4 protein-coding genes are annotated in these 5,060 nt (G+C 63.0%); all 4 read left to right on the forward strand.

What is annotated here, in order from left to right:
* Positions 1-1,925 (forward strand): EAL domain-containing protein (locus ABNS06_RS03330; protein ID WP_348672548.1); only part of this gene is annotated, 1,925 nt, incomplete at its 5' end.
* A gap of 274 nt (positions 1,926-2,199) precedes the next feature.
* Positions 2,200-3,558, forward strand: coding sequence for a DUF1329 domain-containing protein (locus ABNS06_RS03335; protein WP_348672550.1), 1,359 nt, complete (start codon positions 2,200-2,202; stop codon positions 3,556-3,558).
* A gap of 157 nt (positions 3,559-3,715) precedes the next feature.
* On the forward strand, positions 3,716-4,363 hold the full coding sequence (locus ABNS06_RS03340; RefSeq protein WP_348672551.1) for a GspH/FimT family pseudopilin: 648 nt from the start codon (positions 3,716-3,718) through the stop codon (positions 4,361-4,363).
* The gene (gene pilV, locus ABNS06_RS03345) at positions 4,360-4,890 is read left to right on the forward strand and encodes a type IV pilus modification protein PilV (RefSeq protein ID WP_348672553.1); all 531 of its coding nucleotides are present in this window, start codon (positions 4,360-4,362) and stop codon (positions 4,888-4,890) included. Before ABNS06_RS03340 ends, pilV begins: the two co-directional genes overlap by 4 nt.
* The last annotated feature ends 170 nt before the right edge of the window (positions 4,891-5,060 follow it).

The raw sequence follows: 5,060 nt of genomic DNA on the forward strand, positions 1-5,060 counted from the left end.
CCGGAGCCGACAACCGGATCATGTTGCGTGAGCTGATGACCGAAGCGGCCTGGGAACAGTTTCGCGGTGAAGTCCTGGCGACGCTTTGCGAGGCCGCCGAATGGCGCGGCAGCAGTACCTGGACCGGGACCGACGGCGAACCGGTTCCGGTGCAGATTCACGCACTGCGTCTGCCGGATGATGAGCGTGACGGTCGTGCACGCATCGCGTTGTTTGCGCGTGACAAGAGCACCGAGTTGCGAATCGAGAACGCGTTGCGCGAGAGCGAGCGAACGCTGCGAGCGATCATGGACGGTACGCCGGTCGCCCTGCTGAGCGTGGAGATGAACGGCACGATCCTGTCCGCGAATCGGCGTGCGGGGAGCTTGCTCGGGCGCGACATGTCGGAACTGGTCGGCATGAATCTGCACCGCGTGATGGACGATCACGCCTTCGAGGAAGCGGTGTTCCGTCTGGAGTACGCGTTCAGCGAGGGTTCCCTGGAGCGCTGGAATTCACAGCTGTTCACCGCTGACGGTATCCGGCTCGATGTCGCGATCACCGTGCGCGGTGTTGAAGGTCGTGGCGGTCAGCGGGTGCTGCTGGCCGCGCTGGAGGATGTCACCGACCACAACCGTCTTCAGGCGGAGATCACCTACCAGCTCGACCACGATGTTCTGACCGATCTGCTCAACCGCCGGGGGCTGGAACGCGCGCTCAAACTGCGCGTTCACGACACCGACATCATGGGGTTCGTCTATCACCTGAACATCGATTACTTCCGATATATCAACGAGCTGATCGGCCAGACCCGCGCCGATGCCGTGCTGTGGAAGATCGCCGACGTGCTGCGTGGTGCGCTCGCCGGCACGGATTCGGTCATCGCCAGGGTGGGCGCGGACGAGTTCGTCATTGTCCGTTTCGATCTGGCGTCCGAGGACGCTCGGCAGCAGGCGGCCGATCTCCTGGCCAGCCTGGAAAAGGTCGAGCCTTCGTCGGACGACATGGAGTTGTCGGTCACCGGCTGTGTCGGCTATGCGTCACTGGCCGGCGGAGGCTGGCTCAATGCGCTGACATCCGCTGGTTCGGCCTGCTACGCGGCGAAATCCGCGGCCCGGGGCAGTATTCGCGAGTACACCGCCGAGGAGACCGATTCCGAGGATGCGAAGACGGTGATGACCGCCGCGCAGACGGTGCGCCGAGCGCTGAGCGACGAGGCCATCCTGTTGTACGCGCAGCCGATCTACCGGACCGAAAACGCGATTTCCGACCCTCCGCACTGTTTCGAGATTCTGGCCAGGTTCCGCGACCAGGACCGGGCCCGCGTGCCCCAGGGCCTGCTCAATGCCGCGGAGCGTTTCGGGTTGATGGACAGTTTCGATCGCTACATGGTGACGCGAGCGCTCGCCTGGATGGCGGGGCACCAGGACGTGATGACCCGGATCGATCACGTTTCCATCAATCTCGCCGGCAACTCCATCTCGGACCACAAGTTCCAGGATTTTCTGGTCGCCTCCATCAACGACTCGGGGATTCCGCCCGAAAAGCTCTGCTTCGAGATCACCGAGACCATCGCGGTTCGCAACATCGAGCAGGCGCGAGGGTTGATTCGTCGCGTGGGCGAGCTGGGGTGCCGGTTTTCGCTGGACGATTTCGGCGCGGGCATGTGTTCCTTCCACTATCTGCGCGACCTGCCGGCCGACTACGTCAAGATCGACGGGAGCTTCGTGCAGGGCATGGAGGAGGATCCGGTTCGACGCCAGCTGGTGAGGTCGATCAACGAGACCGCGCAGGTGCTGGGCAAGGAGACTGTCGCCGAGTTCGTCGACAGCATGGTCGTGCTGGACATGCTCCAGGCCCTGGGCGTCAACATGGTGCAGGGCTGGCTGTTCAGTCCCGCCGTGCCCATTGATGACATTCGCGCGATGGTTCGGGGCGCGGCTTGAACCTTTCATGGCCGGGTCTGTCTGTTTGTTCAGGGAATGCGGCCGACCGTTCCTTCTCGTTCGCCAGTACAACAGCGGGGAATGTGTCGTTATCATCTGCCGCCCTGTCGGATCGATCCGCCGCGATTGACGGTGCCCGAGCCGAGAGTGACATCGCCAGAATGCGTGTCAGGCGATGCGGTATCCGGGACAGGGATGGTTCCAGGCAGCGGGCGAGGATGCCCGTTGTTCACAAATCCAAATATCGTTTTCACGTTTCACAATCGGAGGAGTTATGTCCCGATCGATTGCACGCCTCGGTGGCGTCGGCGCCGCCGTCATGGCCGCCGCTTTTTCGCTGAATGCCGAGGCCAAGGTCCCGGCGGACGAAGCCGCCAAGCTTGGCGGTGAGCTGACCCCGGTGGGTGCGGAAAAGGCGGGCAACTCCGCCGGCACCATCCCCGCCTGGGACGGTGGTTACCACAATCCCGACTGGCCGGAGGGCGAGCGGTTCGAGAATCCGTGGCCGGACGACGAGCCCAAGTTCGAGATCACCGCGTCGAACATGAGCAAGTACGCGGACAATCTGAGCGAAGGCCAGAAGGCCATGCTCCAGAAGTACGACAGCTACAAGATTCCGGTCTACCAGACGCGTCGTTCCGCCGCCTATCCGCAGTACATCTACGATGCGACCAAGGAGAACGCGACGCGCGCCACGCTGGCGAACAACGGTGAATCGCTGGTCGACGCCGCCATCGGCGTGCCGTTCCCGATTCCGCAGACCGGCAAGGAGATCATGTGGAATCACCGCACGCGTTATCGCGGACCTTCGCTGGTGCGCTACAACGTGCAGGCGGCCGTGCAGACCAGCGGTGCGTTCTCGCTGTTCAAGCTCAGGGAAGACGTGCTGTTCAACTACACCGAAAAGGGCATGACCCCGGACGGTCTGAACAACGTGCTGCTGTACTTCCTCCAGAGCATCGAGGAGCCGCCGCGTCAGGCCGGACAGATTCTGCTGGTGCATGAAACCGCGGATCAGGTGAAGGAGCCGCGCCGGGCGTGGCTTTACAACCCGGGCCAGCGTCGACTCCGCCGCGCTCCGAACGTCGCCTATGACAATCCGGGTACCGGCTCCGATGGTCTGCGGACCAACGACCAGCTGGATACGTTCAACGGTGCGACCGATCGTTACACCTGGAAGCTCGTCGGCAAGAAGGAGATGTACATCCCCTACAACGCCTACGAACTGCACAGTGATGACAACGAGTACGACGACATCATCAAGCCGGGTCACATTGATCAGGACCTGACGCGCTACGAGCTGCACCGGGTATGGGTCATCGATGCGCAGGTCAAGGACGGCACCAGCCACATCTACGATCGTCGCGTGTTCTACGTGGATGAGGACACCTGGCAGATCGCGCTGGTCGACATCTACGACAAGCGTGGTCAGTTGTGGCGCGTGCAGGAAGCGCATGCGATGAACTTCTACCGGTATCCGGCCACCGCGCAGATCGCCGGCACGGTGTACGACCTGCTGGCCAATCGCTACCTTGTTCAGGAAATGAACAACGAAGAGCCGGAGCATACCGTCGAGCGGTTCGATGACGGCTACTTCGCGCCGGGCAACGTCAAGAAGCTCGCCCGCAAGTAGTTCGTATTGTCGGTTCTGAACGGTCGCCGGCCGTTCATCACCTCAAAAAGGGCCTGCCATCGCAGGCCCTTTTTTTTGCCCACCGCTTGTCGGCCTCGACTCGCTCATCGTCATCTATCATCACAGCTTCTTAACGTCCCGCCGTAGGCTGTGCGCCATGGGAAGTGGTAAGTACAAGTCGAGGAGACCGGATGGCGGATTCACGCTGGTGGAACTGCTCGTGGCGGTTGCCATGCTGGCGATCGTGGTGAGTTTCGCCGTGCCCGCCTACACCGACTTCGTCCTGCGCAAGCGGGCTGCCAGCGGCGTCAACGATTTTCTGGTGGATCTCAGTGCCGCGCGCAGCGAGGCGACTCGCCAGCGCCGCAACGTGGTGATGTGCGCGCGCGGCGGCGCTGCCGAGGTTTGTGACGAGACAACCCAGTCCGCCAATTGCACCTGCGACGCCCAGGGGCAATGGGAGAATGGCTGGATCACGTTTGTGGATTTCAATGGAGACGGGGCATTGAGTGCGGCATCCATCGACGAATTGCTGGGCGTTCACCCTGCGTTGGGGCGTGGGGTCCGGTTCCGTGAATCGAACGGCGGCGACAGCGTCGCGTTCAACAGCCGGGGTGCGCTCGCCGGCACCGTGGCTCGCTTTGCGCTTTGCATCAATGATCAACCCGGTACGGCCGACGACGAGGATGTGCTCGCGCGCGCGCGCTTCGTCGATGTCGCGTTGACCGGCCGCGCCGTGGTCAGTCACGCGGGGTCCTCGCAGGGCACCGCATCCGCTGCCTGCTACCACACGCCGTCGTCATGAAGACGCAGCAGTCAGGCATCACCTTGCTGGAAGTGCTGATCACGCTGGTCGTGATCGCCATCGGCATGCTGGGCATGGCATCGCTGCAGCTCGGCGGGCTGCGCAGCAATCACGATGCTTACTATCGCTCGCAGGCCACCAGTATCGCCGCCGATCTGACGGATCGCATGCGGTCGAATCTGACGGCCGCTCACGATGGCACTTACGCGGCCCAGCAGGCGCCCGAGGATCCGGGTTTCGATTGCCGGGATTCCTTCCCCAACGGAACGACCTGCAGCCCCACCGAACTGGCGGCGGCGGATTTGTACACCTGGTACCAGATGCTGGCTGACCCCGCGTCCGGTTTGCCGGGTGCGGCGGCGACGGTGAGCTGCGCGGCCGGATGCGGGGCAGGCGCTCCATACACGATCTCCCTGACCTGGGACGAAAACCGCAACGGTCAGATCGATGCCGCGAACGTCGCGGCAACGGAATCCACGGAGGCGGTCGAGGCCGATCCCGTGCTCAACGTGGTGTTCGCGCCATGAGCCCGCGCATTCGACAGACGCAGGGGATTTCCATCGTGGAGATCCTGATCAGTCTGGCCCTGGGGTCGATCCTGGCCCTGGGCGTCATCCAGATTTTCGCGGGCAGCCAGGCCTCGAACGACATCATCATGGGCGAGGCTCGATTGACCGAGAACTCCCGTTTCGCGATC

It is taken from the genome of uncultured Abyssibacter sp. (assembly GCF_964000955.1).
GTDB lineage: Bacteria > Pseudomonadota > Gammaproteobacteria > Nevskiales > OUC007 > Abyssibacter.